Below are 25,449 nucleotides of genomic sequence, written 5' to 3' on the forward strand. Positions count from 1 at the left end.
GGCGTACCGTTGCTCGCCGTGTATACCGGAACCGCACTGTTCGACCTGTTGCTCCCGGGTGACTCCCGGTCCCTGAAGGCCAAGCGGTCCTACGTTCGGCCGATCGTCGCCGCGTTGCGCAAGTTCGAGGTCTCCGCCGCCGAGGTCGGCGCGCTGGACCTGCACGGGCGGGCCGAGATCGCGGTGGCCGTGGTGGCCGCCGAGCCGGCCCACGTCCGCGAGGTGCTCGACTCCTGCGAGCGCCTGGTCGCCGCCCGTCCGGAGACCGAGCTGCTGTCGGTGCGCCGTCGCCTGCACGGTGAGGACGACTGAACGGCGCGTCGCGCGGCAGTCCGCCCGTGCCGCGTGAGGTCCGGTGGGACGCGGGTAGTGTTCTTCTGCGTTGGGCGGTCGGACCCGGCGGCGCCGACGCGCCCGCCGTCTCCGGCCGACGGTCCGGGTCGCACGCCGATCCGGCGCCGTCATCGGTACAGGTGATCCCGGAGGTGGGGACATGACGGATCAGGCAAAGGTTCGCCGGCACGCGGAGCGCATCCGGGAACTCGTCGCGTCGGTGGTGCGCAGCCAGATCAAGGACCCCCGGCTCGGCATGATCACGATCACCGACGCCCGGATCACCGCCGACCTGCGTGACGCCACCGTCTTCTACACCGTGCTCGGCGACGCGGCGGCGCAGGCGAGCACCGCGGCCGCGCTGGAGAGCGCCAGGGGCATGCTGCGCAGCACCGTCGGCAAGGCGCTCGGGCTGCGGCACTCGCCGACGCTGACGTTCGTCCTCGACGACGTGCAGGACCAGGTCAAGCACATCGACGACCTGCTCACGGCCGCGCGTAGCGCCGACGCCGAGGTGCAGCGGCTGGCCGCCCGGGCCTCGTACGCGGGCGACGCCCAGCCGTACCGGGTCGAGGACGACGAGGACGCCGCTGACGACGACGAGCCGGCCGCCGACGACGAGCCGCGCGACGGCGACCGCCGGTGACCGAGGTCGCGGCAATGGGTCGCGCGCCGGCCGGCCCGGTCGAGGCCGACTGGGCGGCGGCCGTCGCGGCGGTACGTGACCTTCCCGCCGACGCGCGGGTGCTGCTGATCTGCCACGTGAACCCGGACGGGGACGCGCTGGGCAGCATGCTCGGCTTCGCGCTGGGGCTGCGCCGGCTCGGCGTACGCGATCTCCAGGCCACGTTCCCCGGCCCGGCCGAGGTGCCCGAGCCGTTCCGCTGGATGCCCGGCGTGGAGCTGCTGGTGCCGCAGGACGACGCGTACCCGGATCCCGACCTGGTGATCTGCTTCGACGCGGCGAGCGAGTCGCGGCTGGGCGACCTGGTGGGCCGGCTGGCCACGGCCGGCGCGTCGCTGGTGCTGGACCACCACGCCTCGAACACCGGCTTCGGCCGGATCAACCTGGTCGACCCGCATGCCGCCGCCACCTCGGTGGTCGCGCTGGAGCTGCTGGACCGGCTCGGCGTGACGCTGGACGCGGAGATGGCGACCGGGCTCTACGTCGCGCTGACCACCGACACCGGCTCGTTCCGTTTCGAGGCGACCACGCCAGCCGTGCACGAGATGGCCGCCCGCCTGGTGGCCACCGGCATCCGGCCCGGCGACATCTCCCGGCGGGTCTTCGACACCCGCCCGTTCGGCGCTGTCCGCCTCTTCGGCGAGGTGCTCGGCCGGGCCACGCTGGAACCGGCGGCCGCCGCCGGGCACGGGCTCGTCTGGACGTACGCGACCCACGACGACCTGGCCCGCCACGACCAGCCGGCGTACGTGCTCGAGGCGCTCATCGACTCGGTCCGGTGCACCGAGGAGGCGGACGTGAGCTGCGTGATCAAGCAGTCGGGCGAGGCCGAGTGGGCGGTGTCGCTGCGCAGCAAGGGCGCGGTGGACGTGAGCGCGGTGGCGGTGGCGCTGGGTGGTGGCGGGCACCGGTTCGCGGCCGGCTTCACCGGGCGGGGCGCGCTCGACGAGCTGGTCGGACGGATCCGCGCCGAACTCGCCACCGCGACGCTGGTAGCCCCTTAGAAGCGGAATTGTGCCGAAATTTCCGTCGCGCCGAGGTGCGGCGGCGATCAATAGTGTGAGCTGATCGGCGGCTTTTCCAGCGATTACGAGGTGTGCCAGCCTTTCCGCCGTCCGTGACGCTGGGGACAATCGGGTGATGGATCATCCCCGTGAGCTCACCGTCGAGGCGCCCCGGGCCTGGGACCGGCCGGTCGTCTCCGTGCCGGTGCTGATCTGCCTGTCCCTGGTCGGCGGTCAACTTCCGTCCTTCTCGACCGCGGCCAACCTCTACATCCTCACCACCGGCGGAGGGTTGATCTGGGTCGGCCTGAGCAACCGGGTGCCCCGGCGTCCGGCGCCGCGCCGGCTGCCGTCGGTCGCGCTCTGGTGGCTGGTGCCGGTGACAGTCTTCGGGGTCTTCGAGGGGGCGACGTTCATGGCGGCGGCGGGTGACGACTTCCCCACCCTCTCCCGGCTGGCCGATCCGTTCCTGGAGGACAGCGTGATCCGCTCGGCGGCCTGGTTCGCGTGGCTGTCCACGTTCTGGGGACTGGTGCGCCGATGATGCGGGCACTGGCGATCGGTGGGTTCGGAGTCTCGATCGTGCTGTTCGCGGTCGTCGAGTGGGCGGCGCGCCGGGAGGGGTCACGGATCCCGTCGCTGGCCGATGTCTGCGCCTTCGTGATGCGGTACGAGGTGGGCCCGGTGCCGGTCGGGCGGATCGGTCTGTTCGGTTTCTGGTGGTGGCTGGGCTGGCACTTCCTGGCCCGCTGACCGCCCCTGCCGGGCCGGGACGATGACGTTGATCTTTCCGCATTTCGGGAACAGTGGGCAGCATCTGGAAAGTGAACGTTAATTTGGGTGCGGGACCGGCGCTTCGCGGCGCTGGTCACGGGCGGTGGTGCCGCACCCGGCCTCGCCTCCCTCCAGGGTCAGACCGACCCGGGCTCCCGCTGCCAGGCGAGCCGCTCCGGTGATCCCGGACCGCTGCCGGGCGCTCAGCCGCCGACGACTCCCGTCGCGGCGCGATCAGTGGTCGCGCCGAGCCGGAGCGCCGGGCGCCCGTAGGGCCACCGTGTCCCGGTGGTCCGCACCCTGGAAGGACCTCACATGCCCAGCAAGCGCAAGCCGCAGACCGAGACCACCACCGACGAGGCGCGCGAGCAGATGCGCCGCGCGCTGCAGACCTCGATGGACACCCGTCAGTGACGTACGCCGTCCGGCGGTGACGCCGGCCGGGCCGCACCCGTGGCCCGACGCCGACGTCACCGCCGCTCGGGACCGACCGCCGTGCCGGACGGCGCTACCGTCGCCCGGTGCGACGCATCCTGGTCGTCGGCGCCTCCGGTGCCGGCAAGACGGCCCTCGCCGGTGAACTGGCCCGGCGACTCGACCTTCCGCTGATTCACCTCGACCGGCACTACTGGCGCCCCGGCTGGACCGCGTCCGCCCCGGCTGACTTCCGCGCCGAGGTGGCCGCGCTCGCCGCCCGCCCGGCCTGGGTGATGGACGGCAACTACGCGAGCACGCTCGACCTGCGGCTGCCCCGCGCCGACCTGCTGGTGCTCTGCGACACCTCCCGGCTGCGCTGCCTGGTCCGGATCGTCCGCCGCCGGTGGGCACATCGCGCCGCGCCCCGCTCCGACCGGCCCGAGGGCTGCCCGGAGCGCCTCGATCTCGACTTCCTGCCCTACGTATGGCGTTACCCTCGCGACTCCCGACCCCGGGTGCTGGCCGCGCTGTCCGGGCACGCCCCCGGGCTGCCGGTGCGCCGTCTGCGCGGGCACCGTGACACGGCCCGGTTCCTGGCCGAAGTAAGTAGTCCCCTGCCTTGCGGACCTTACCGGGGGCGTGCCAGGATCGGCGGCGATGAGCACGACTGCCGCCCCCGCCACCGCCGCCACACCCCGGCGGATCGCCGCGCTCGCGCTGCCCGCCCTCGTGGTGCTGGCCGCCGAGCCGCTCTACGTCCTGGTCGACACCGCGGTGGTCGGTCATCTCGGCCGGGTGCCGCTGGCCGCGCTCGCCGTCGGCGGCACCGTCATGACGCTCACCGCGTGGGTCGGCACCGTCGTCGCGTACGGCACCACCGGGCGCTCGGCCCGCCGCTTCGGGGCGGGGGACCGGGCCGCCGCGGTGGCCGAGGGCGTGCAGGCGTCCTGGCTCGCGTTGGCAACCGGAGTGCTGGTGGCGATCGCTCTCGGGATCGGCGGGGGCCCGCTGGCGCGTACCCTCGTCGGCGGCCCGGGCGAGGTGGCCGACGCCGCCGCCGGATGGCTGCGGGTCGCGGCGCTCGGCGCGCCCGGCCTGCTGCTCGCCGCCGCCGGCAACGGCTGGCTGCGCGGCATCCAGGACACCCGCCGGCCGCTGCTGTTCGTGCTCGGCCCGAACCTGCTCTCCGCGGTGCTCTGCCCGCTGCTGGTCTATCCGGCCGGGCTCGGGCTGGTCGGCTCGGCGGTGGCGAACGCGATCGCGCAGACGCTCTCCGGCGTCCTGTTCGCGGGCGCGCTGGTGCACGAGCGGGTCTCGCTGCGGCCCCGGCCCCGCGTGATCGGGCAGCAGCTCGTGCTCAGCCGCGACCTGCTGGTGCGTGGTGTCGCGTTCCAGGCCAGCTTCCTGTCCGCCACAGCCGTCGCGGCCCGCTTCGGCGCCGCCGCGGTCGGCGCGCACCAGATCGCCCTGCAACTGTGGTTCTTCACGGTGCTGGTGCTCGACGCCCTCGCCATCGCCGCGCAGTCGCTCGTCGGCGCCGCGCTCGGCGCCGGCGACGCGGCCGGCGCGCGGTTCCTGGCCCGCCGCGTCGCGCTGCTCGGCGGGCTGTGCGGCGTGGCGTTCGCGGTGCTGATCGCCGCCGGCGCCGGCGTGGTGCCGTCGTGGTTCAGCTCCGATCCACAGGTACGCGAGCAGGCCATGACCGCCTGGCCCTGGTTCGTCGCGCTCCAGCCGATCGGCGGCGTGGTGTTCGCGCTCGACGGGGTGCTGATCGGCGCGGGCGACGTGCGCTACCTGCGCAACCTCACCATCGTGTGCGCGTTCGGCGGATTCCTGCCGGCGATCTGGCTGGCCTACGGGCTGGAACTCGGGCTGGGCGGGATCTGGGCCGGGCTGACGCTGTTCGTGGTGCTGCGGCTGGCCGGCCTGCTGCTGCGGATGCGCTCGGGCGCGTGGGCGGTGGTCGGCGCGGTCCGCTGACGCCGGTCAGCAGGGCTTGAACGAGCCGGGACCGCCCATCCACGGCTCGACCACGAAGAAGCCCTCCGCCAGCCGGGAGCAGTTGACGTTGTTCGTGCTCGACTTCGCGGAGATCAGCCAGAGGCCGCGTTGCGTCGCCGGCAGATCCTCGGGCTGGAAGATCTCCCAGACCACCTGGTCGCGGATGCTGGCGATCCCCGCCGGGCCCGGCGTCGTCCGCGGGATGTCGAACGCGTACATCCAGACGTACTTGGTGGTGATCCGCAGGCTCGGTTCGCCGTCCTCGGCGGTGAACACCTCGTAGCTCGTCTCGCCCCGGACCCGGATCTCGTCCACGTCGGCCTGGGAGTCGATCCGGGTGGCGTAGTGCACGAACGACTGGTCGTCGAAGTGCCGGCGCAACCGGGTGCGGGAGTCCGGCGCCAGCAGCGCCAGGAACGGCTCCGCGTCACCGACGCGCATGGACAGGGCGAGCCGGGCCTGGACCAGCGCGGCCCGGACCTGGGTCAGCGCCGCGGCCACCTCACGGGCGGTGAACGGCGGCTGCGCCGTGGCCGGCGGCAGGACGATCCCGGCCTCACCCACCGCGAAGTCCGCACCGGCGGTGCCCACGAACAGGTCGCGCGGCTCGCCCACCTGGCTGAGCGGAGCCGGAGACGGGCTGGCCTCGGCCGAGGCCGCGGCGGTGCCGGACCGTACCCGGTCGACGGTGACCCGGCCGAGCACGGCCGTGCCGCCGATCAGCACCAGGGCGAGCACCACCACGAAGGCGACGTGGCGCTTGCCGCGCTGCCGGGACCAGACCATGCGGAAGCGCTCGGCACGCGTCAGCGGGACGTCCGCGTCCGCGCCGGTCATCCAGCTCGGCAGCTGGATCTCCTCGCCCCGGGAGGCGACGGCGTAGGGATCCGGCTCGGGTGGGGTGGTCCCGGGTTCGGTGCTCATGCGGCGTTCCAGAGGGGGTGCAGGGGCTGGGGGCGCATGATCATTGCACCCGGCCGCCGATCCCGCTGTCCCGTTTCCGTGCCGGTCAGATCCGCCCCTGCCGGATCGCCCACGCGAGGTAGAGCATGCCGACGACCAGCAGCGTCGCGGTCACCAGGACGAACACGAACGACCCGATCGCGGCCACCGTGGGGTGCCGCTCGCCGAACCGGGTCCGGCCCTGCCAGGCCCACATCCGGCGGCGCGCCGCCGCCAGTGCCGGCACGCCGTCGACCAGGCCGGACAGGCGGCGGCCGAGGGTGCGGCGGGGCGGTTCCGGATTGCGCATCCAGTCCGGCAGGTCGACCCGGGCGCGGTGCGGTGGCGGGGGTGGGGCGTCGCTCATCGGAGGCTCCTGCGGCGGGTGGCGTGGTGAGGCGGGCGGGTCAGCAGGTGTCCGGCAGGTCGACGGTCTTGTCCGGGTCGAAGACCGCGTCCGGGTCCGGGTCGGCCGGCCCGCCGAACGAGGGCTTGCCGAGCGCCAGCAGCCCCTTGTCCAGTGCGGCGCAGTCGATGTTGGAGGCGTACGAGTCGGCACGCTCGATCCACAGCCCGGCGGAGGCGGTGGTCACGTCGGCCGGGTGCGGCATGCTCCACTTCACCGTGTCGTGGACCACCACGACGCCGTCGCCCGGCGTGGGGCTGGTGGTTGGGAACGCGTACGCCCAGACGAAGTTCGTGGTCACCTCCAGGATGCGGATGCCGTCCCGGTCCTTCGTCGCCCGGTAGCTGATCCGCCCCTTGACCCGGGGCTGGTCGTCGGTGAGCCGGGCGCCGGGGGCGAGCCGGGTGGCGTAGGTGCCCGCCTCGCCGGTGGGGAAGTCGTCGCGTACGCCGGCCCGCGCGTCCGGGGCGAACTGGCGGACCAGCCGTTCCGGGTCCTTCGCGGTGAAGAACGTGCGGTCCAGCCGGGCGGTGATCAGCGCCTTGCGTACCTTGGCCAGCGTGTCGGCCACCTGCTTCTCGGTGAACGCGCCGGTCCGCTTGGCCCGGGGCAGCGCGATCCCGGCCGCGCCCTCCGGGAAGCCGGCCGCCGGGGTGCCGTCGAACGGGCCGGCGGCCGGTGGTGGCGAGGCCGACGAGGACGCCTGCTCGCCGACCGGCAGGCTGACCGTCGGGTGTTCGGCGGCCGGCTCGCGCCAGCGCTGGAAGCCCTGGTAGCCGAGGCCCCCGACGAGCCCGAAGAACGCGAGCAGCGCCAGCACGACCACGCCGCCGAGCAGCTTGCCGGAGTGCCCGCCGAGCGCGATCCGCAGGCGGTCGCCGCAGCCCGGCTCGACCTCGGGCGCGGGCTGGCGCAGCCACTCGGGCACCCGTCCCAGCGTGTCCTCCGACGGGCGGTCGGCGGAGTGGGGGTCGGGGACGGAGCGGTGATCGGTCATCGGACTTCCCGGGCAGACGGGGCGGGGGCGCACGATCTTGACACCCCGCCGAAGCAGGGCGGTATCCCCCGCAGGGAGGATCGGCGCCGTCTGGCAGGCTTGGCGGTCGTGAGCACAGACGGTCTGATCGTGGTCGACAAGCCCGGCGGCATGACGTCGCACGACGTCGTGGCCCGCATCCGGCGGCTGGCGCGTACCCGCCGCGTCGGCCACGGCGGCACGCTCGACCCGATGGCCACCGGCGTCCTCGTGATCGGGGTGGGCCGGGCGACCCGGCTGCTCACGTACGTGATCGGCGCCGGCAAGAGCTATGCCGCGACGATCCGCCTGGGCCAGTCCACCGTCACCGACGACGCCGAGGGCGAGGTGGTCGCCATCACCCCGGCCGGCGCGGTCACCGACGACGGGGTACGCGCCGCGCTGGCCGCCCTGACCGGCGAGATCGACCAGGTGCCGAGCGCGGTCAGCGCCATCAAGATCAATGGTCAGCGGGCGTACAAGCGGGTCCGCGACGGCGAGACGGTCGAGCTGCCCGCCCGCCGGGTCACCGTCTCCCGGCTGGAGGTGCGGGCCATCCGCCGGGACGTCCCGGACGTGGTGGATGTGGACGTGGACGTGACCTGCTCGTCCGGGACGTACATCCGGGCCCTGGCCCGCGACGCGGGGGCCGCGCTGGGCGTCGGCGGTCACCTCACCGCGCTGCGCCGCACCGCCGTCGGCGGGTTCACGCTCGCCGAAGCGGCCACGCTCGACCAGTTGGAGCAGCGCGCGCCGGACGTGGTCAACCTGCCGCTGGACGCCGCCGCCGCGCGGTTCTTCCCGCGCCGGGACGCCACCGCCGACGAGACCCGGGTGCTCTCCCACGGCGGGCCGCTGACCCCGGCCGGGATCACCGGGCCGTACGCGGTCTTCGACCCGGCGGGCGGGCTGATCGCTATCGTCAGCGAGCGGGACGGGCGGGCCCGCGCGGAGATCGTGCTGGCCCCGGCCTGAACGGCGCGTGGGCGGACAGGGGAGGAACGGCATGCAGCGGTGGCGGGGGTACGAGGCGGCGCCCGGCGGCTGGGGACGCTCGGTCGTCACCATCGGCGTCTTCGACGGCGTGCACCGGGGGCACCAGGCCACCATCGGGCACACCGTGGCGCGCGCCCGGGAACTGGGCGTCAAGTCGGTGGTGGTGACGTTCGACCCGCACCCGGCCGAGGTGGTGCGCCCGGGCTCGCACCCGGCGGTGCTCACCGAGCCGGCGCGCAAGGCCGAGCTGATCGAGGCGCTCGGCGTGGACGTGCTCTGCGTGGTGCCGTTCACAGTCGAGTTCTCCCGGCTGCCACCCGAGGCGTTCGTGCACGACGTCCTGGTCGAGCACCTGCACGCCGCGCTCGTGGTGGTCGGCGACAACTTCCGGTTCGGCCACCGGGCGGCCGGGGACGTGCCGCTGCTGGAACGGCTCGGCCGTACCTTCGGCTTCGCGGTGGAGGGCGCGCCGCTCGTCGCCGAGGCGGGGACGGTCTTCTCCTCCACGTACATCAGGTCCTGCGTCGACGCGGGCGACGTGGGCGCGGCGGCGGCGGCGCTCGGCCGCCCGCACCGGGTCGAGGGCGTGGTGGTCCGCGGCGACCAGCGCGGACGTGAGCTGGGTTACCCCACCGCCAACCTGCTGACCCACCGGCACGCGGCGGTGCCCGCCGACGGGGTGTACGCGGCCCGCCTGGTGCGCCGCGACGGCGAACCGCTCGCGGCGGCGGTGTCGATCGGCACGAACCCGACGTTCTCCGGCCGGGAACGGCGGGTGGAGGCGTACGCGCTGGACTTCAGCGGCGACCTGTACGGCGAGCGGCTGGCCCTGGACTTCGTGGCGCACCTGCGCGAGCAGCGGACGTACGACGCGATCGAGCCGCTGGTGGCCCAGATGGCCGAGGACGTGGAGCGCACCCGCCGGGCGGTGTCCTGACCCGCGTGGGCGACCTTGACCGGCCGTCCGGGCCGAGGGCTGGTAGGCTGGCGGAGACGTCGGCTGACCGACGGGGGCCTCGCGTGCCTGCACGACGCCGCGGGTGCGAGGAACCGGTCCGTTGCACCGGTCACCACGACCGCTCCGGACCTCATCGAATGACCCACGAAACAGGGAGAACATGGCGCTCGACCAGGAAGCCAAGGCCAAGATCCGCCAGGAGTACGCGACCGCCGAGGGCGACACCGGCTCGCCCGAGGTGCAGGTCGCGGTCCTGACCAAGCGGATCGCGGAGCTCACCGAGCACCTGAAGGTGCACAAGCACGACCACCACAGCCGCCGTGGGCTGCTGCTGCTGGTCGGCCGGCGCCGCCGGCTGCTGAACTACGTCCAGAAGAAGGACATCAACCGCTACCGGTCGCTCATCGAGCGGCTCGGCCTGCGCCGATGACCTGACGGGGGAGTGGCCGCCTGGCTGCTCCCCCGTTGCAGTACCACCGAAGAACCCGGCCGCGCGACACCCGAAGAGGGAGCCGGTCAGCACCGGTCTCCGGTAGTGGCCCCCGGGAACCCCGGCACGACGCCGGCCTCCCCGGGCGCTTCGATCGAAGACCGGCCGCCTGAGCAGTTCCCGTGTCGTCGGCCGACGACGCGAAGGAGCACCACAGCACATGACCGAGACCAACCTCGGCACCGAATCCCGCACCGCGGTGATCGACAACGGGGCCTTCGGCACCCGCGAGATCACCTTCTCCACCGGCCGCCTGGCCCGCCAGGCCGCCGGCTCCGTCGTCGCCCAGCTCGGCGAGACGGTCGTCCTCTCCGCGACCACGGCCGGCAAGCAGCCGCGCGAGTCGTTCGACTTCTTCCCGCTGACGGTGGACGTCGAGGAGCGGATGTACGCCGCGGGCCGGATCCCCGGCTCGTTCTTCCGCCGCGAGGGCCGGCCCAGCGAGGACGCCATCCTCACCTGCCGGCTGATCGACCGGCCGCTGCGCCCGTCGTTCGTCAAGGGCCTGCGCAACGAGGTCCAGGTCGTCGAGACCGTCCTGGCGCTCGACCCGCAGCACCCGTACGACGTGGTGGCGATCAACGCCGCGTCGATGTCGACCAAGCTCTCCGGCCTGCCGTTCTCCGGCCCGATCGGCGCGACCCGGGTCGCGCACGTCGACGGCCAGTGGGTCGCCTTCCCGACGTTGGAGGAGCTGGAGCGGGCCACCTTCGACATGGTCGTGGCCGGCCGCACCCTTGCCGACGGCGAGGTCGCGATCATGATGGTCGAGGCCGAGGCCACCCCGAACGCGGTGACCCTGATCTCGGGCGGCGCCACCGCGCCGACCGAGGAGATCGTGGCCAGCGGCCTGGAGGCCGCCAAGCCGGCCATCCGTGAGCTGTGCCGGGCGCAGAGCGAGCTGGCCGAGGTGGCCGCCAAGCCGGTCGCCGAGTTCCCGGTCTTCCTGGACTACTCCGACGACGCGTACGACGCGGTGGCCGACGTGGCCCGCGCCGACGTCGCCGAGGCGCTGAAGATCGCCGGCAAGGCCGACCGCGAGGAGGCCCTGGACCGCATCAAGGCCAAGGTCGCCGAGCAGCTGACCGGTCGGTTCGAGGGTCGCGAGAAGGAGCTGTCCGCCGCGTTCCGTTCGCTGACCAAGTCCGAGGTCCGCAACCGGGTGCTGCGCGAGCAGGTCCGCATCGACGGCCGCGGCCCGCGTGACATCCGTCCGCTGTCCGCCGAGGTCGGCGTGCTGCCGCGGGTGCACGGCTCGGCGCTGTTCGAGCGCGGCGAGACCCAGATTCTGGGCGTCACCACGCTGAACATGCTGCGCATGGAGCAGATGGTGGACACGCTGTCCCCGGAGAACCGCAAGCGCTACATGCACAACTACAACTTCCCGCCGTACTCGACCGGTGAGACCGGCCGGGTCGGCTCGCCGAAGCGGCGCGAGATCGGCCACGGCGCGCTCGCCGAGCGGGCGCTCCTCCCGGTGCTGCCCTCGCGCGAGGAGTTCCCCTACGCCATCCGGCAGGTCTCCGAGGCGCTCAGCTCCAACGGCTCCACCTCGATGGGTTCGGTCTGCGCCTCGACGCTGGGCCTGCTCTCGGCCGGTGTGCCGCTGAAGGCGCCGGTCGCCGGCATCGCCATGGGCCTCATCTCCGACGAGGTCGACGGCAAGACCCAGTACGTGACGCTGACCGACATCCTCGGCGCCGAGGACGCGTTCGGCGACATGGACTTCAAGGTCGCCGGCACCCGGGACTTCGTCACCGCGCTCCAGCTCGACACCAAGCTGGACGGCATCCCGTCGGACGTGCTGGCCGCCGCGCTCCAGCAGGCGCACGAGGCCCGGCAGACCATCCTCGACGTGATGCAGCGGGCCATCGAGGCGCCGGCCGAGATGTCGGACTACGCGCCGCGGGTCACCACCGTGAAGATCCCGGTCGACAAGATCGGCATGGTGATCGGCCCGAAGGGCCAGACCATCAACGCGATCCAGGACGAGACCGGCGCCGAGATCTCCATCGAGGACGACGGCACGATCTACGTCGGCGCGACCAACGGGCCGGCGGCCCAGGCCGCTGTGGACCGGATCAACGGGATCGCCAACCCGACGCTGCCCAAGGTCGGCGAGCGGTTCCTCGGCACCGTGGTGAAGACCGCCGCGTTCGGCGCCTTCATCTCGCTGCTGCCCGGCCGCGACGGCCTGCTGCACATCTCCAAGGTGGGCGACGGCAAGCGGGTCGAGAAGGTCGAGGACTTCCTCAACGTCGGCGACAAGGTCGAGGTGGAGATCGCGGACATCGACGCCCGCGGCAAGATCTACCTGGACAAGATCCGTCCGGAGGGCGCCGAGGCGCCGGCCGCCGGTGAGGCCGCCGGTGGCGACCGTCCGTCGGGCGGCCGGGACCGCGGCGGCGACCGTGGCCCGCGTGACCGCGGCGACCGGGGCGGGGAGCGTGGCGAGCGCCGCTCCGAGGGTGGCGAGCGCCGTTCCGAGGGTGGCGAGCGCCGCTCCGAGGGTGGCGAGGGCGGCGGCGACTCCCGTCCGCGTCGCCGGACCCGGCACAGCTGATCCACCGACCGGCCCGGGTGACGTCCGCGTCACCCGGGCCGGACCACGGCTCCAGGTCGCCTGCGCGAACTGGAGCCGTCGTACGTCCCGCCGTTCCTCGTCACCCGGAGAGCAGGTTCTCGTGAGTTCGTCAGTCGCCTCCACGGGACGGGGGACGGCACCGACCGGACCCGGCGCAGCGGCCCGCGCGGTCACCCGGACGCTCAGCGACGACCCGCTCGGCGGCACCGTCCGCCGTACCGTGCTGCCCAGCGGGCTGCGGGTGCTCACCGAGGCGATCCCGGCGATGCGCAGCGTGTCGTTCGGCATCTGGGTGGCGGTCGGCTCGCGCGACGAGACCGGTCCGCAGGCCGGCGCCGCGCACTTCCTGGAGCACCTGCTGTTCAAGGGCACAAACAAGCGCAGCGCGCTGGAGATCTCGTCCCAGATCGAGGCGGTGGGCGGCGAGACCAACGCCTTCACCACGAAGGAATACACCTGCTACTACGCGCGGGTGCTGGACGAGGACCTGCCGCTGGCCATCGACGTGATGTGCGACCTGGTCGCCGACTCGGTGCTGACCGCCGCCGACGTGGAGACCGAGCGCGGCGTCATCCTCGAAGAGATCGCCATGCACGACGACGAGCCCGGCGACGAGGTGCACGACCTGTTCGCCCGCGCCGTCTACGGCGACCACCCGCTGGGCCGGCTCATCTCCGGCACCGAGGAGACGGTCACGCCGATGACCCGGCGGCAGATCCAGGGCTTCTACCGCCGCCGCTACACCGCGCCGCAGATCGTGATCGCCGCCGCCGGCAACCTCGACCACGCGACAGTGGTCAAGCTGGTCCGGCAGGCGGTGCGCGGCACCCCGCTGGACACCGACCCGGCGGGGCCGGCGACGCACCGCCCGGCCACCCCGGCGGTACGCACCAAGCCGGCCACCACGCTCGTCGAGCCGAAGGAGACCGAGCAGGCGCACGTCGTGCTCGGCTGCCCGGCTATCGACCGCACCGACGAGCGGCGCTTCGCCCTCGGCGTACTGAACAACGTGCTCGGCGGCGGCATGTCCAGCCGGCTGTTCCAGGAGATCCGGGAGCAGCGCGGCCTCGCGTACTCGGTCTACTCCTACGCCAGCCAGTACGCCGACAGCGGCGTGTTCGCCGTCTACGCCGGTTGTGCTCCGGGCAAGGTGGACGAGGTGCTGCACCTGACCCGCGCCGAGCTGGCGCGGGTGGCCGCCGAGGGGATCACCGAGGCGGAACTGGCCCGGGGCAAGGGGATGAGCAAGGGCTCGTTCGTGCTCGGGCTGGAGGACACCGGCTCGCGGATGAGCCGGCTGGCCAAGGGCGAGCTGCTCTACGGCAACCTGATGCCGGTGGACGACCTGCTGGCCCGGGTGGACGCGGTGACGCTGGCGGACGTGAACACGCTCGCCGCCGAGCTGCTCGGCCGGCCGATGTCCCTCGCCGTGGTCGGCCCGTTCGACTCCGGCAGTTTCACGGTCACGGGCTGAGCGCCGTACCGGTCCGCCGGACCGCGTGCCGGGCGCTGGGATAGGTTGTGGCCCGTGACTGAGCAGCAGAACACGGTGGCCCGGGTCGGTGTGCTGGGTGCCCGGGGCCGGATGGGCATGGAGGTCTGCAAGGCGGTCGACTCCGCCGCCGACCTGGAGCTGGTGGCGGCCGTCGACCAGGGTGACGACCTGGCCACCGTGGCGCAGGCGGGCGCCGAGGTGGTCGTCGACTTCACCACCCCCGACGCGGTCATGGACAACCTGCGCTGGTGCGTCGAGAACGGCGTGCACGCGGTGGTCGGCACCACCGGCTTCACCGAGCAGCGGCTCGCCCAGGTGCGCGAGTGGCTGTCCGGGCGGCCCGGCGTGGGCGTGGTGATCGCCCCGAACTTCGGCATCGGCGCGGTGCTGATGATGCAGTTCGCCGCGCGCGCGGCCCGGCACTTCGAGTCGGTGGAGATCGTCGAGCAGCACCACCCGCGCAAGCTGGACGCGCCGAGCGGCACCGCCACCCACACCGCCCGGCTGATCGCCGCGGCCCGCGCCGACGCCGGCCTCGGGCCCGCGCCGGACGCCACCCGTGACGAGGTGGCCGGCGCCCGCGGCGCCGACATCGACGGGGTACGCGTGCACGCGGTACGCGCCACCGGCCTGGTCGCCCACCAGGAGGTGCTGTTCGGCACCACGGGTGAGACGCTGACCATCCGGCACGACTCGTACGACCGGGTGTCGTTCATGCCCGGCGTGCTGCTCGCGGTCCGCGAGGTGGGCCGCCGGCCCGGTCTCACAGTCGGCCTGGACGCCCTGCTCGACTGACCCGTGGCGGGCGCGGCGCTGTCGTTCCGCCCGCAGCGGGAAACCATTTTGCCTGCTCGGGGGCGGCGACCTAGGCTGCTCTCCATGATCGATTCCGGGCATTCCGACCGCACCGGCCGCCGGGTGACGCTGCGGCCGGTGGACGACGACAACTGGCGGGCCGTCGCGGACGTCGCCCCGCGTGACGACCAGCGTGCCTTCGCGGCCGCGCTGGCCGCCCGCTACCTGCTGCTCACCGAGCGCTCGGACGTCTGGAACTCGCTGGCCGTCTACGCCGACGAAACTGTCGTCGGGCACGTCATGTGGGGCGTGGACGACGACGGGTCGCGCTGGATCGGCGGCATGGTCATCGACGCCGCCGAGCAGGGCCGTGGCCTGGGCCGCGCGACCGTGCGGACGCTCGCCGACTGGCTCGCCGAGGCGGGCGAGCCGATCCGCCTGAGCTACCACCCCGACAACAAGCCCGCCGCCGCCCTCTACACCGCACTGGGCTTCCACCCCACCGGCGCCATGGAGGACGACGAGCTGGTAGCCGAACTCCGCCCCCCGGCCTGACCCCCGCCGCCAACCCCGTTGATCATGAGGTTGGCGGCGTTTTCGATCTCCCTGGCTGCCGCCAACTTCATGATCGACCGCATCGGGGCGGGTGGGGTGGCGGTCCTGCCCCGTGCCGGGACCGCCGGCCCACCCACGCGAGGGTGGACCGGCGGCCGGGCGGGAACTCATCGGTCGGCTGAAGGATTTTCCTCGGCGGATTCCGGGACTGCGACGTGGAAGCGGAGCTGGGGGACGAGCATGTCGTCCACGTCCAGCGCGCGGGTCGCGCCGTCCGCCTCCCAGCCGGTCGAGCCGAGGAAGTCGCGGGTCGCCGTGTCGGCGTCGAACGCCCACGCCACCGCCCGGGTCAGGCCGTCGGCGCGCCAGTGCTCGACCGCCGCGGCGAGCAGCCGGCTGCCGTGCCCGCGTCGCCCCCACCGGGGCTCCACCAGCAGATCGGTCACCGCCGCGACGCCCGACGCGAGCGCGTCGGCCGGCTCGCCGGGAGCGAGCGCCTCGGCGTCGGCCGGACCGGAGGCGATGAACCCCACCAGATAGGATTGCGCCGCCTGTTCGACGGCGACCAGCACCCGGTGCGCGCCCGAGGGCGGCTCCTGCACCGCGGCGCTCCACTGCCGGGCGAGGTACGCCTCGTCCAGGTTGTCGAGCACGTGCCGGGGCAGGATCCGGCGGTACGCGACCCGCCAGGTCGCGAGCTGGACGCGTGCGATCTCGCCGGCGTCCTCGGGACGCGCGGGCCGGACGTAGCCTGCAGCCATGGCACGTGAGCCTACGCAGGGCGAGGAGGGTGACGGTGGCGCAGGGTGCCGGGCGCACGATCACGCAGGCCGTCGCCGTGGCGGCGCTCGCCGCGGCGGTCACCGTGTTCCTGTCCGTGGCGGCTGTGCGGCACGGCTTCTTCGACCTCCAGGTCTACTACGGCGCGCTCACCTACTGGGCGCGTGACGGCGGCGAGATCTACGACTTCCTGCGGTCCGGCACCCAGTACGGCTTCACCTACCCGCCGTTCGCCGCGCTGGTGATGCTGCCCATGGCGTACCTGCCGTGGGGCGCCGCGATCGTGGTGAGCGTGACGCTGACGGTGCTGGCGAGCGCCGTGGTGATCTGGCGGCTGCTGGACCCGGTGGCCCGCCGCTCCGGCTGGACCCGCTGGTTCGCCCTCGCCGTCGCGCTCTGCCTGGCCGCCGCGTACGAGCCGATGCGGGAGACGGTCAACTTCGGCCAGGTCAACATGCTGCTGCTGTTCCTGGTGGCGGTGGACCTGCTGTGGCTGCTGCCGGCGCGCAGCCGCTGGGCGGGCGTGGGCATCGGCCTGGCCACCGCGATCAAGCTGACGCCCGGCATCTTCATCGTCTACCTGCTGGTCACCGGCCGCTGGCGGGCCGCGCTGACCACTGTCGGCACGGCCGCCGTCGCCACGCTCGTGGCCGCCGGCCTCTTTCCGGACGCCTCCCGCGAGTTCTGGACCGAGGCGCTGTGGAACACCGACCGGGTCGGCGAGCTGGCGTTCGTCTCCAACCAGTCGCTGCGCGGCGTGGTGGCCCGGCTCGACCCGCAGCACCCGAGCACGATCGCCTGGCTGCTGCTCGTACTCGTGACGCTCGTGGTGTGGGCGTGGCGGTCGCGGGCGGCGGTGGCCGCCGGCGACGAGGCCACCGGCCTGGCCCTGACCGGCGCCGTGATGTGCCTGGTCAGCCCGGTTACCTGGGTGCACCACCTGGTCTGGCTGCTGCCCGGGCTGATCCTGCTCGTCGACAACGGCATGGCGGCGCCCGCCCGCAGCCGGCGACGCCGTCTGCTGCTGGCCGCCGCGTTGATCGGGTACGCGCTGCTGTGCAGCCGGATCGTCTGGTCCTGGGAGAAGGACTTCACCGGCGTGGACGGCTTCCTCGGCAGCAACACGTACGTGTGGATCAGCCTGGCGCTGCTGCTCGGGCTGCCGATCCGCCGCTGGCTCACGCCGACGGGCGGCGCGCGTCCCGCCGGTGACGCGCCGGCCGGGTCAGCTTCCGGCGATGTACCGCAGCTCGCGGAGCAGGATCGGGGCGCGTCCGCCGGACAGCGGCACCGGATAGGTGGACTCCTCACCGTCCGGTGAGTGCCCGGCCCGCTCGTAGAAGCGGCGCGCCCGGGCGTTGTCGGCGAGCACCCAGAGCCGGTACCCGGTCCAGCCCCGCTCGGCCAGGCCGTCCCGGGCCGCCGCGAGCAGCGTCCGCGCGACGCCGGAACCCCAGTGCGCGGGCTCCAGGTAGATCGCCACCAGCTCGCCGTGGGCCGGGTCGAGGTCGTCGCGGTCCTGGTTGTTCCGGTACGGCCCGAACGTGGTGAAACCGACGATCGTCCCGCCGGTCTCGGCGACGAGCGTGGTGAACGGGTGCTCCGGGTCGGCGGTGCCGAGGTCGCGGCGGCGCTGGGCCCAGGCGCGCGGGTTCAGCCGGGTCAGCACCTCCGCGGGCATGATCCCGGCGTAACCGGCCTGCCAGCCGTGGACGTGCACCCGGGCGATCGCCTCGGCGTCGTCCGGTTCCTCCCGGCGAATGGTGAGCACCTGTCCGTTCTATGCCCCGGCGGGCGATCGGTCCAGCCGCCGCTCCCGCCCGCCGCGTCCGGCATTGTGTCGGACCGCTGGATTAGGGTCGCCGACGATGGCCGAATCGCTCTCCCTCGCCCAGGCCCGCCGGGTGGCCCTGGCCGCACAGGGCTTCGCCGACCCGGCGCCCACCGGCGTGCCCACCCGGCGGCATCTGCGCCGGGTGCTCGACCGGGTCGGGCTGATCCAGATGGACTCGGTGAACGTGCTCCAGCGGGCGCACTACCTGCCGCTCTACAGCCGGCTCGGGCCCTATCCGACCGAGCTGCTGGACACCGCCGCCTATCGCCGCCCGCGTGAGCTGTTCGAATACTGGGCGCACGAGGCGTCGCTGGTGCCGGTCGGGCTGCACCCGGCGCTGCGCTGGCGGATGGCGAAGGCCCGCGACGAGGCGTGGGGCGGCATGCGCCAGATCGCCGAGGAGCAGCCCGGGCTGCTCGCCTGGGTCCGCGACGAGGTGGCCGCCCGGGGCCCGCTGACCGCCGCCGAGATCGAGCACGACGCGCCTCGCGAGACCGGCAACTGGGGCTGGAACTGGTCCGTCGTGAAGCGGGCGCTGGAGTTCATGTTCTGGGCCGGCGAGGTCGCCGCCGCCGACCGCACCAACTCGTTCGCCCGCCGCTACGACCTGCCCGAGCGGGTGCTCCCGGCCGCCGTGCTGGACGCGCCCACCCCGACCGACGCCGAGGCGTACCGGGCTCTCGTCTCGATCGCGGCCCGGTCGCTCGGCGTGGCGGCCGAGCCAGAGCTGCGCGACTACTTCCGGCTGCCGGTGGCCGGTGCGCGGCAGGCGGTGGCCGAGCTGGTCGAGGCGGGCGAGCTGACCCCGGTCACGGTGCAGGGCTGGCGGCATCCCGCCTATCTGCACGCCGACGCCCGGATGCCCCGCTGGGTACGCGGGAACACGCTGGTCAGCCCGTTCGACCCGCTGGTCTGGGAGCGGGCGCGCACGGAGCGGCTGTTCGGCTTCACCTACCGGATCGAGATCTACGTGCCGGCGCCGAAGCGGGTGTACGGCTACTACGTGCTGCCGTTCCGCCAGGGCGAGCGCTTCACCGCGCGCGTCGACCTCAAGGCGGACCGGAAGGCCGGCGTGCTGCTGGTGCCGGCGGCCTGGGTCGAGCCGGGCGCCGACCCGGGGGAGACCGCTGTGGCGCTCGCCGCCGAGCTGTACCGGCTGGCCGGCTGGCTCGGCCTGGAGGCGGTCGCCCCGCCGGCGGCGGGCGATCTGGCGGCGCCGCTGGCCGCCGCGCTGGTGGGCGTGGCGGGTGTACGGTGAGCGCGTGACGAGCGTTGACCGGCCTGCCACCGAGCCCGACCCGCACGCCGACCCGCACCCGTCGGCGCCCTCGCTCGCGCATGCCGGGGCGCACGCCCACGCCGGGCCGCCTTCGGGCGCCGAGCCGCACGCCCACGCCGGGCCGCATGTTCACGCCGGGCCGCATGTTCACGCCGGGCCGCACGCTCCGGCCGGCGCGCCCGACGGGCCGTGGCAGGGGCCGTACCCGGTCGCGTACCAGCCGGTCGAGACCGACCGGTTCACCCGCATGGTCCTGCGCCTGCACGCCCGCGCCCCGCGCTGGGCGGTGCCGCTGGCCGCGCTCGGCTGCGTCGTCCTCGGCTTGGCGTACGCGCTGATCAGCAACCCGACCCAGAGCGACCCGGACGCTCGCCCGACCTGCCTGCTCAAGCTCACCACCGGGCTCGACTGCCCGGGCTGCGGCGGCACCCGCGCGCTCTGGTACGTGCTGCACGGCGACCTGCCGGCCGCCGCCCGGCACCACTTCCTGTTCGTGTTCGCGCTGCCGTTCCTGACCTGGCTCTTCGTGGCCTGGGCCGGCAACCGGGCGTTCGGCTGGAAGCTGCCGGAGCCGCGGTTCAGCCCCAAGGCCATCGGGTTGTTCCTGGCCGCCTGGGGTGTCTTCTCGGTGGCCCGCAACCTGCCCTGGGCGCCCTTCACCTCGCTCTACGTCTAGCGTCCCGCCGGACGCGGTTGGTCGCGTACCGCACCGGCGGCTTCACCGACGCTGTCGCACCGATCCCGCTAGTCGGAATCGATGTCCCGAAAGGTGGGACGAGGGGAGATCTTGGAAGCGTAGCGCCCCTATATAGGGGCCTTCTCCTACCAAGATCTCCAGATCTGGAGCGGCGGCGCTGCCGCGTGCCCGATTTCCTCGCCGGGCGCGGGCCAACTACAGTCGCAGGAATGCCGGAGATGGTGCAGCCCCAGGTCAAGTTGATCGCGTGGACCCAGTTCCAGGCGCCGGAAGAGGTGCCCTGGTCCACCGACGCCGACGGCGGGCAGGCGCTCGCCGAGTTCGCCGGCCGGGCCTGCTACCAGAGCTGGAAGAAGCCGAACCCGGCCACCGCCACCAACGCGGGCTACCTGGCGCACATCCTGGAGGTCGGCCACCTGAGCGTGCTGGAGCACGGCTCGGTGAGCTTCTACTTCAGCGGCGTGTCGCGCTCGTTCACGCACGAGCTGATCCGGCACCGGCACTTCTCCTACTCGCAGCTCTCCCAGCGGTACGTGCCGGAGCGGGACGCGGCGATGGTCGAGCCGTCGGTGATCGCCGACGACCCGGAGCTGCACAAGAAGTTCGTCGAGGCCACCGACGCGGCGGTGCGGGCGTACACCGAGTTGCTGGAGGGGCTGGAGGCCCGCTTCACCGACGAGCCCAACCCGACGCTGCGCCGCAAGCAGGCGCGCCAGGCGGCCCGGGCGGTGCTGCCGAACGCGACCGAGACCCGGATCGTGGTGACCGGCAACTACCGGGCGTGGCGGCACTTCGTCAAGATGCGCGCCACCGAGCACGCCGACGTGGAGATCCGCGAGCTGGCGGTCGAGTGCCTGCGGCAGCTCAAGGGTGTCGCGCCGAACGTCTTCGCCGATTTCGAGATCTCCACCCTGCCCGACGGCACCGAGGTGGCGGCCTCCCCGTACGCCGAGTGACTCGTCACCCTTCGCCGCCGGGCCACCGGTGGTCGTCCGCTAGGTTGTGAGCATGACGCACGACCACTCCACCGACCCGGGCCGGGGCGCGTCGCGCCCGTTCGGGCGTGTGATGACGGCCATGGTGACCCCGTTCACGCCGGACGGCGGGCTGGACCTGGACGGCGCCGTCCGGCTGGCCGAATACCTCGTGGACGAGCAGAGCAACGACGCGCTGGTCCTCAACGGCACCACCGGCGAGTCCCCGACCACCACCGACGCGGAGAAGGAGTCGCTGATCCGCGCCGTGGTCGAGGCGGTCGGCGACCGGGCCCGGATCGTCGCCGGGGTGGGCACCAACGACACCCGGCACACCGTCGAGCTGGCCGCACAGGCCGAGAAGGCCGGCGCGCACGGCCTGCTGGTGGTGACGCCGTACTACAACAAGCCGCCGCAGGCCGGGCTGCTGCGTCACTTCACCACCGTCGCGGACGCCACCGGCCTGCCGGTCATGGTCTACGACATCCCGCACCGCTCCGGTGTGGCGATCGCCACCGAGACGCTCGTGAAGCTGGCCGAGCACGGCCGGATCGTCGCCGTCAAGGACGCCAAGGGCGACCTGTTCGCCACCGCGGAGGTGCTCAGCCGCACCGACCTGGCCTACTACAGCGGCGAGGACGCGCTCACGCTGCCGCTGCTGTCGGTCGGCGCGGTCGGCGTGGTCGGCACCTCCACCCACTTCACCGGCGCGCTGACCAAGCAGATGATCGACGCGTTCGTGGCGGGCGACAACGCCGGCGCGCTCGCGCTGCACCGGCAACTGCTGCCGCTCTACACCGGCATCTTCCGCACCCAGGGCACGATCCTGGTCAAGGCGGGTCTCGCGGCCCAGGGCCGCCCGGCCGGCCCGGTGCGACCGCCGCTGGTGGACGCCACCGGCGACGAACTGGCCCAGCTGCGCGCCGACTGCGCCGCGGCGGGCCTGCCCCTGCCCGAATGAACAAACGACACGACGGACGCCGCGCGACGGCGTCGCAGAATGAGGTGACGCGTGACCGAGGCGCACATCGAGAGTGAGCTGCCCCCGCCGCTGCCCGAGGGCGGCCTGCGGATCATCCCGCTCGGCGGACTCGGCGCCATCGGCCGGAACATGACCGTCTTCGAGTACGATGGCAAGCTGCTCATCGTCGACTGCGGGGTGCTGTTCCCCGACGTCGAGCAGCCGGGCGTGGACCTGATCCTGCCCGACTTCGCCCCGATCCTGGACCGGCTGGCCGACGTGCAGGCGATCGTGCTCACGCACGGCCACGAGGACCACATCGGCGCGGTGCCGTACCTGCTCGCCCACAAGCCGGACATCCCGCTCGTCGGCTCCCAGTTCACGCTCGCGCTCGTCGAGGCGAAGCTGGCCGAGCGGCGGATCCAGCCGTACACGCTGACCGTGCGGGAGGGCGGCCGGGAACGGCTGGGCCCGTTCGAGTGCGAGTTCTTCGCGGTGAACCACTCGATCCCGGACGCGCTGGCGGTGGCCATCCGTACGCCGGCCGGCCTGGTGCTGCACACCGGCGACTTCAAGATGGACCAGCTTCCGCTGGACGGGCGGATCACCGACCTGGCCGGGTTCGCCCGGCTCGGCGCCGAGGGCGTCGACCTGCTGCTGTCCGACTCGACGAACGCGGAGATCCCCGGCTTCGTCACGCCGGAGCGGGAGATCGGCCCGGTCCTGGACTCGATCTTCGCGAAGGCCAAGGGGCGGATCATCGTCGCCTCGTTCGCCTCGCACGTGCACCGGGTGCAGCAGGTCTTCGACTCGGCGGCGGAGCACGGCCGCAAGGTGGCGCTGATCGGCCGGTCCATGGTCCGCAACATGGGCATCGCCCGCGACCTGGGCCTGCTCAACATCCCGGCCGGCCTGGTGGTCGGCATCGAGGAGGCCACCAACCTGCCGCCCGAGCAGATCGTGCTGATGTCCACCGGGTCGCAGGGCGAGCCGATGAGCGCGCTGGGCCGGATGGCCAGCGGCGACCACCGGCACATCACCATCGCGCCCGGCGACACCGTGGTGCTGGCGTCCTCGCTGGTGCCCGGCAACGAGACGTCGGTCTACCGGGTGATCAACCGGCTGGCCCGCGCCGGCGCCGTGGTGGTGCACAAGGACGTGGCGAAGGTGCACGTCTCCGGCCACGCCCCGGCCGGCGAGCTGCTCTACCTGCTCAACGTCGTACGCCCGAGCAACCTGATGCCGGTGCACGGCGAGTGGCGGCACCTGCGGGCGCACGCCCGGCTCGGCATCGAGTCCGGCGTCGCGCCGGACCGGGTCGTGCTCTGCGAGGACGGCGACGTGGTCGACCTGGTCGAGGGCCGCGCCAGCCTGGTCGGGCGGGTCAAGAGCCGGTACGTCTACGTCGACGGTCTCGCCGTCGGCGACGTCAGCGAGTCGCTGCTCACCGAGCGCCGGATCCTCGGCGACGGCGGGTTCATCGCCGCGACGGTCGTTGTCGACTCGGTCACCGGCAAGGTGGTGGCCGGGCCGACCGTCTCGGCGAAGGGCTTCTCCGAGGACCAGGCCGCCTTCAACGCGGTGATCCCGCTGGTCACCGAGGCGCTGAACCGGGCCGCCGCGGACGGCATCACCGACCCGCACCAGCTCCAGCAGATCGTCCGCCGCACCGTGGGACGCTGGGTCAACGACGCCTACCGCCGCCGGCCGATGATCGTCCCGACAGTCGTCGAGGTCTGACCCGACCGCGCCGCGCGCCGGTCCACCGTCCACGGTGGGCCGGCGCCGTCGCTTTCCGGGTACGTCCCGACACGCCGCGTCGAAACCCTCCGGTAACCCTCATCCGATCGGCGTCCGTCTCCGTACTCCGGGACGGCCGGCGTGCCCCTGCGCCGGCCGGGAGGAGCGTGGCGGATGGACCGCAGACGGATGACAGCCATCGGCGTACTGGTGGCGGCGGCCGGGTTGACGGCGGCGGTGACCGTACCGTCGTTCGCCGGCGAGGAACCCCGGCGGGCCGCGCCGGCCACCGACGGCGTCGCCCCGGAGGTCCTGGACGCGATGGGCCGCGATCTCTCGCTCACCCGTGACCAGGCGGTGAAGCGGCTGCGCACCGAGCGGTGGGCGGCCGGCACCGTCACCCGGCTGCGTACCGAACTCGGCGCCGGGTACGGGGGCAGCTGGCTCAGCGCGGACGGCGCGACGCTCACCGTGGCGGTGGCCGACGCGGCCGGCGAGGCGCGGGTCAAGGCCGCCGGCGCGGTCCCGAACCGGGTCGCCCGCGGTGTCGCCGAGCTGGACGCGGTGAAGTCCCGGCTCGACGCGGCGGGCGGCGCGGCCAGCCCGGACATCGCCGGCTGGTACGTCGACGTGACCGACAACGCGGTAGTGGTGGTGGCCCGTCCGGGCGCGGAGGCCGACGGCCGACGGTTCGCCGCCGCCGCGGGGTCGAAGACCGCGATGGTCCGGGTGCGCACCGCCGACGAGGCCCCGCGTCCGCTGTTCGACGTGCGGGGCGGCGACGCCTTCTTCATCAACAACGCCGGCCGCTGCTCGGTCGGCTTCTCGGTGGTGGGCGGATTCGTCACCGCCGGGCACTGCGGCCGGCCGGGGGACCGCACCACCGGATCCAACCGGGTCGCCCAGGGGACGTTCGCGGCCTCCTCGTTCCCCGGCGACGACTGGGCGTTCGTGCGGGTCAACGGCGACTGGACGCCGCAGGGCGTGGTGACCGACTTCAACGACGGCGGCACGGTGGCGGTGAACGGCTCCACCGAGGCGCCGGTCGGGGCCTCGGTCTGCCGCTCCGGCTCCACCACCGGCACCCGCTGCGGCCTGGTCCAGGCCAAGAACGCCACTGTCAACTATCCGGAGGGGACTGTCACCGGGCTGACCCGGACGAACGTCTGCGCCGAGCCGGGCGACTCGGGCGGCGCGTGGCTCTCCGGCGACCAGGCGCAGGGCGTCACCTCCGGCGGCTCCGGCGACTGCACCCGGGGCGGTGTCACGTTCTTCCAGCCGGTCAACGAGATCCTCCAGCGCAACAACCTCACGCTCGTCACCGCCGGTGACCAGCCGGCCCCGACGCAGCCGCCGGCCGGTGGCGGGGAGACCACCCCGCCGTCGACCGTCCCGCCCACCCCGCCGGCCGGCGACACCGAGTGCGCCGGCCAGGTGAGCCGGACCGGCCGGATCGCCGCCGGGCGGGTCCAGGTGCAGCCGGACGGGCGCTTCTTCCGGGTGCCGGGCGGCACCCAGGAGGCGTGCCTGGCCGCGCCGGACGGCGTCCGGGTGACGTTGGAGCTGCAACGCTTCACCAATGGCGCGTTCCGCACGGTGGCCCGCGCCACCAGCGCCGACGGCGTGGCCCGGCTGACCGCCGAGGGCCCGGCCGGCGCCTACCGGTACCGGGTGACCGGACTGTCCGGCTCCGGCGAGTACACGCTGGCGTTCTCCGCCCGCTGACCGCCGCAC

Annotated in this window: 25 protein-coding genes; 20 read left to right on the forward strand and 5 right to left on the reverse strand. The window is 73.6% G+C overall.

Annotated elements, in window-relative coordinates:
- Positions 1-18: 18 nt before the first annotated feature.
- The 6 genes from MicB006_RS07420 to MicB006_RS07450 all read left to right on the forward strand — a co-directional run bounded on the left by MicB006_RS07420 (position 19) and on the right by MicB006_RS07450 (position 5,193).
- Positions 19-312, forward strand: coding sequence for a DUF503 domain-containing protein (locus MicB006_RS07420; protein ID WP_116504785.1), 294 nt, complete (start codon positions 19-21; stop codon positions 310-312).
- A gap of 181 nt (positions 313-493) precedes the next feature.
- Positions 494-979 carry a 30S ribosome-binding factor RbfA gene (gene rbfA, locus MicB006_RS07425; protein ID WP_116504787.1) on the forward strand — a complete coding sequence of 162 codons (486 nt, stop codon included), beginning with the start codon at positions 494-496 and terminating at the stop codon, positions 977-979.
- The gene (locus MicB006_RS07430) at positions 976-2,022 is read left to right on the forward strand and encodes a bifunctional oligoribonuclease/PAP phosphatase NrnA (protein WP_116504789.1); all 1,047 of its coding nucleotides are present in this window, start codon (positions 976-978) and stop codon (positions 2,020-2,022) included. Before rbfA ends, MicB006_RS07430 begins: the two co-directional genes overlap by 4 nt.
- A gap of 136 nt (positions 2,023-2,158) precedes the next feature.
- The gene (locus MicB006_RS07435; RefSeq protein ID WP_116504790.1) at positions 2,159-2,566 is read left to right on the forward strand and encodes a hypothetical protein; all 408 of its coding nucleotides are present in this window, start codon (positions 2,159-2,161) and stop codon (positions 2,564-2,566) included.
- On the forward strand, positions 2,566-2,775 hold the full coding sequence (locus MicB006_RS07440) for a DUF6186 family protein (protein WP_175438725.1): 210 nt from the start codon (positions 2,566-2,568) through the stop codon (positions 2,773-2,775). Before MicB006_RS07435 ends, MicB006_RS07440 begins: the two co-directional genes overlap by 1 nt.
- A gap of 1,095 nt (positions 2,776-3,870) precedes the next feature.
- The gene (locus MicB006_RS07450; RefSeq protein WP_116504792.1) at positions 3,871-5,193 is read left to right on the forward strand and encodes an MATE family efflux transporter; all 1,323 of its coding nucleotides are present in this window, start codon (positions 3,871-3,873) and stop codon (positions 5,191-5,193) included.
- Between the two features lie 6 nt (positions 5,194-5,199).
- Here MicB006_RS07450 and MicB006_RS07455 read toward each other — a convergent pair whose 3' ends face one another.
- From MicB006_RS07455 to MicB006_RS07465, 3 genes are all read right to left on the reverse strand, one after another.
- Positions 5,200-6,138, reverse strand: coding sequence for a hypothetical protein (locus MicB006_RS07455; RefSeq protein ID WP_116504793.1), 939 nt, complete (start codon positions 6,136-6,138; stop codon positions 5,200-5,202).
- An 85-nt stretch (positions 6,139-6,223) separates the two neighbouring features.
- The gene (locus MicB006_RS07460; RefSeq protein WP_116504795.1) at positions 6,224-6,523 is read right to left on the reverse strand and encodes a hypothetical protein; all 300 of its coding nucleotides are present in this window, start codon (positions 6,521-6,523) and stop codon (positions 6,224-6,226) included.
- 40 nt (positions 6,524-6,563) lie between these two features.
- Entirely contained in the window at positions 6,564-7,559 is a 996-nt protein-coding gene (locus MicB006_RS07465; protein ID WP_116504797.1) for a hypothetical protein, read from the reverse strand.
- 108 nt (positions 7,560-7,667) lie between these two features.
- Here MicB006_RS07465 and truB point away from each other — a divergent pair, with 108 nt between their 5' ends.
- The 7 genes from truB (at position 7,668) to MicB006_RS07500 (ending at position 15,450) form a co-directional block, all read left to right on the forward strand.
- Entirely contained in the window at positions 7,668-8,552 is an 885-nt protein-coding gene (gene truB, locus MicB006_RS07470) for a tRNA pseudouridine(55) synthase TruB (RefSeq protein ID WP_116511236.1), read from the forward strand.
- A 31-nt stretch (positions 8,553-8,583) separates the two neighbouring features.
- The gene (locus MicB006_RS07475; protein ID WP_116504799.1) at positions 8,584-9,510 is read left to right on the forward strand and encodes a bifunctional riboflavin kinase/FAD synthetase; all 927 of its coding nucleotides are present in this window, start codon (positions 8,584-8,586) and stop codon (positions 9,508-9,510) included.
- A 181-nt stretch (positions 9,511-9,691) separates the two neighbouring features.
- Positions 9,692-9,961, forward strand: coding sequence for a 30S ribosomal protein S15 (rpsO, locus tag MicB006_RS07480; RefSeq protein WP_013284678.1), 270 nt, complete (start codon positions 9,692-9,694; stop codon positions 9,959-9,961).
- A gap of 220 nt (positions 9,962-10,181) precedes the next feature.
- Positions 10,182-12,584 (forward strand): polyribonucleotide nucleotidyltransferase, encoded by a 2,403-nt coding sequence (locus tag MicB006_RS07485; protein WP_116504801.1) that lies wholly within the window; start codon positions 10,182-10,184, stop codon positions 12,582-12,584.
- 121 nt (positions 12,585-12,705) lie between these two features.
- Positions 12,706-14,079: a pitrilysin family protein gene (locus MicB006_RS07490; protein ID WP_116504802.1), complete on the forward strand. Its 1,374-nt coding sequence runs from the start codon at positions 12,706-12,708 to the stop codon at positions 14,077-14,079.
- 54 nt (positions 14,080-14,133) lie between these two features.
- On the forward strand, positions 14,134-14,895 hold the full coding sequence (gene dapB / locus MicB006_RS07495) for a 4-hydroxy-tetrahydrodipicolinate reductase (RefSeq protein ID WP_116504804.1): 762 nt from the start codon (positions 14,134-14,136) through the stop codon (positions 14,893-14,895).
- Between the two features lie 84 nt (positions 14,896-14,979).
- Positions 14,980-15,450, forward strand: a complete 471-nt coding sequence (locus tag MicB006_RS07500) for a GNAT family N-acetyltransferase (RefSeq protein WP_116504806.1) — start codon at positions 14,980-14,982, stop codon at positions 15,448-15,450.
- 167 nt (positions 15,451-15,617) lie between these two features.
- Here MicB006_RS07500 and MicB006_RS07505 read toward each other — a convergent pair whose 3' ends face one another.
- Positions 15,618-16,211, reverse strand: a complete 594-nt coding sequence (locus MicB006_RS07505; RefSeq protein WP_116504808.1) for a GNAT family N-acetyltransferase — start codon at positions 16,209-16,211, stop codon at positions 15,618-15,620.
- A gap of 35 nt (positions 16,212-16,246) precedes the next feature.
- On the opposite strand from MicB006_RS07505, the gene MicB006_RS07510 reads away from it, so the two are divergent.
- A complete protein-coding gene (locus tag MicB006_RS07510) occupies positions 16,247-17,551 on the forward strand; it encodes a glycosyltransferase family 87 protein (protein WP_116511238.1) in 1,305 nt (434 codons plus the stop codon).
- Here the strand turns inward: MicB006_RS07510 and MicB006_RS07515 are convergent.
- Complete coding sequence (locus MicB006_RS07515; protein ID WP_116504810.1) at positions 17,456-18,001, reverse strand: GNAT family N-acetyltransferase; 546 nt, start codon at positions 17,999-18,001, stop codon at positions 17,456-17,458. The genes MicB006_RS07510 and MicB006_RS07515 overlap by 96 nt on opposite strands.
- A gap of 97 nt (positions 18,002-18,098) precedes the next feature.
- Here MicB006_RS07515 and MicB006_RS07520 point away from each other — a divergent pair, with 97 nt between their 5' ends.
- The 6 genes from MicB006_RS07520 (at position 18,099) to MicB006_RS07545 (ending at position 25,440) form a co-directional block, all read left to right on the forward strand.
- Complete coding sequence (locus MicB006_RS07520; RefSeq protein ID WP_116504811.1) at positions 18,099-19,322, forward strand: winged helix-turn-helix domain-containing protein; 1,224 nt, start codon at positions 18,099-18,101, stop codon at positions 19,320-19,322.
- A complete protein-coding gene (locus MicB006_RS07525) occupies positions 19,312-20,019 on the forward strand; it encodes a DUF2752 domain-containing protein (RefSeq protein WP_370013428.1) in 708 nt (235 codons plus the stop codon). The genes MicB006_RS07520 and MicB006_RS07525 overlap by 11 nt, the downstream gene beginning before the upstream one ends.
- Before the next feature lie 239 nt (positions 20,020-20,258).
- A complete protein-coding gene (thyX, locus tag MicB006_RS07530) occupies positions 20,259-20,996 on the forward strand; it encodes an FAD-dependent thymidylate synthase (protein WP_064447262.1) in 738 nt (245 codons plus the stop codon).
- A gap of 52 nt (positions 20,997-21,048) precedes the next feature.
- A complete protein-coding gene (dapA, locus tag MicB006_RS07535; protein ID WP_116504813.1) occupies positions 21,049-21,975 on the forward strand; it encodes a 4-hydroxy-tetrahydrodipicolinate synthase in 927 nt (308 codons plus the stop codon).
- 51 nt (positions 21,976-22,026) lie between these two features.
- Complete coding sequence (locus MicB006_RS07540; RefSeq protein WP_073830262.1) at positions 22,027-23,715, forward strand: ribonuclease J; 1,689 nt, start codon at positions 22,027-22,029, stop codon at positions 23,713-23,715.
- Positions 23,716-23,889: 174 nt separating this feature from the next.
- Complete coding sequence (locus MicB006_RS07545; protein ID WP_116504815.1) at positions 23,890-25,440, forward strand: S1 family peptidase; 1,551 nt, start codon at positions 23,890-23,892, stop codon at positions 25,438-25,440.
- Positions 25,441-25,449 lie beyond the last annotated feature (9 nt).

It is taken from the genome of Micromonospora sp. B006, assembly GCF_003408515.1.
GTDB lineage: Bacteria > Actinomycetota > Actinomycetes > Mycobacteriales > Micromonosporaceae > Micromonospora > Micromonospora echinospora_A.